The sequence below is a fragment of the Bradyrhizobium sp. genome (genome assembly GCF_049581145.1).
GTDB lineage: Bacteria > Pseudomonadota > Alphaproteobacteria > Rhizobiales > Xanthobacteraceae > Bradyrhizobium.
Map to the genome: position 1 here is coordinate 1 of NZ_JBAURI010001240.1, position 2,065 is coordinate 2,065.

Here is a 2,065-nt window from a genome sequence, read left to right on the forward strand (position 1 = left end):
GCGACACCTTGCGCGCGGGGCTCAACGGCGATCTCGGCTTCTCGGCCGAGGACCGCGCCGAGAACATCCGCCGCCTCGCCGAGGTCGCAACCCACCTGGCACGCAACGGGCACATCGCGATCGTCGCCGCCGTTTCGCCGGCGCGCGAGGATCGCGCTGCCGCGCGCCGCATTGCGGAGGATGCCTTCCGCGAGATCTATGTCGCAACCCCGGCCGAAATATGCGAAAGCCGCGACCCCAAGGGCCACTACGCCAAGGCCCGCGCCGGCGCGCTGCAGGGCTTTACCGGCATCGGCGATGGCTACCAGCCTCCGGCGGAGAGCGAATTGACGCTGGATACTTCGAGCCGCCCGGTCGGTGATCTCACCGACGAAATCGAGCGGATGCTGGCGAACACCGGCATCCTGTTCGACGAACTGGCCGACCTCGCCGCCAACATCTAAGGCGTCAGCGATCGCGGACGCCTGCCCGCCATTCGGAAATCAGCTTGCCCAGTTGTCGCGGAATTCGCCGAACAGCGTCAGGCCGCCGCAGGCGTAGATGGTCTGCCCGGTGACGTAGCTGGCGTCGTCCGAGGCGAGGAAGGCGAACACGGCGGCGATCTCTTCGACCGTTCCGACACGGCCGAGCGGGATGTGGCCCTCGACTGCGGCGCGCCGGGCCTGGTCGCCGGTCCATGCCGCGTTGAGCGGCGTGTCGATCGCGCCGGGCCCGACCGCATTGACGCGAATGCCCCGGCCGGCGAATTCGAGCGCGAGGGTTCGCGTCAGATTGGCCATCGCCCCCTTGCTGATCGAATAGGCGAGATAGCCCGGCTTCGGGATGATCTGATGCACGCTCGAGCAGTTGATGATCGAGCCGCCTCCGCCGCGCTCGACGAAGTGCGCGATCGCCTGCCGCGCACATAGCATGGCGCCGGTCAGGTTGACATCGAGGATCCGGCGATAGGCTTCGATATCGAGCGCCTCGCTCGGCGACTCCTTCTGAATGCCGGCATTGTTCACCAGACAGTCCAGGCGCGGCCAGCGCGCCAGCACCATTTCGAACATCTGTACGATCTCGGCCTCGACGCCGACATCGGCGCCAATGATGCAATGGTCGCGGCCGTGATGCCCCTGCTCCGCCGAGGCGGACCGGACGCGGGCCAGGGTTTCCTCGGCGCCGGCGCGGGGGCCTATGAAATTGATGGCGATGGTGGCGCCTTCCTGCGCCAGCCTTATCGCGACCGCTTGCCCGATGCCTTGCGCGGCGCCGGTCACCAGCGCGTATTGCCCGACCAGGCGAGACGGAATCTGAGTTGAACGCCCCGATTGCTGCATGATCTGCGCCCATACCTGCCGCTATTGACCCGTGACGGTTGCGCCTGTTCGATACAGCGCCGTCGCGATCGACCGTATCTGTTGTGTCGGTCCACATCGCGCGTCAAGCGGGAAGCTTCATGTATCTCGGCATCGATCTCGGCACCTCCGCGGTCAAGACCATCCTGGTCGATCGAAAACAGCGCGTGGTCGCGAGCCGCAGCCAATCGCTCGGTATCAGCTCTCCCCATCCCGGCTGGTCCGAGCAGGACCCGGCGCAATGGATCGATGCGACGTTTGCAACGCTCGACGCCCTGAAGGCCGATCATCCGCACGAACTCGCGGCGGTCGAGGGCATCGGCCTGTCCGGCCAGATGCACGGCGCCACGCTGCTCGATGCGAATCTGAACCCATTGCGGCCCTGCATCCTCTGGAATGACGGACGCTCCGCAGCGGAATGCCGGGCGCTCGAAGCGCGCTGGCCCGCATTGCGCGCTGTGACCGGCAACAAGGCGATGCCCGGCTTCACCGCCCCGAAACTGCTCTGGGTTGCAGCCCACGAGCCGGAGACCTTCGCGGCCACCCGGCTGGTCCTGCTGCCGAAAGCCTATCTGCGGCTGGTTCTGACCGGCGAGGCGATCGAGGATGTCTCGGACGCATCGGGATCGCTGTGGCTCGATGTCGGGCGCCGGGACTGGTCGGACGAAGGGCTGGCCGCAACCGGCCTGTCGCGCCGCCAGGTGCCGCCTCTGGTCGAGGGCTGCGCC

3 protein-coding genes are annotated in these 2,065 nt (G+C 67.2%); 2 read left to right on the forward strand and 1 reads right to left on the reverse strand.

Features of this window, described 5'->3' with window-relative positions:
- Positions 1-443 (forward strand): adenylyl-sulfate kinase (gene cysC / locus WCB02_RS39395; protein WP_423967783.1); only part of this gene is annotated, 443 nt, incomplete at its 5' end.
- Positions 444-482: 39 nt separating this feature from the next.
- Here the strand turns inward: cysC and WCB02_RS39400 are convergent.
- Positions 483-1,319, reverse strand: a complete 837-nt coding sequence (locus tag WCB02_RS39400) for an SDR family oxidoreductase (protein ID WP_423967785.1) — start codon at positions 1,317-1,319, stop codon at positions 483-485.
- 119 nt (positions 1,320-1,438) lie between these two features.
- Here WCB02_RS39400 and WCB02_RS39405 point away from each other — a divergent pair.
- On the forward strand, positions 1,439-2,065 hold a 627-nt coding region (locus WCB02_RS39405), incomplete at its 3' end, for an FGGY family carbohydrate kinase (RefSeq protein ID WP_423967787.1).

Bases quoted from the DNA above. Each gene is read 5' to 3' on its own strand.
- WCB02_RS39400 (WP_423967785.1), bottom strand. From the start codon at position 1,319: ATGCAGCAATCGGGGCGTTCAACTCAGATTCCGTCTCGCCTGGTCGGG.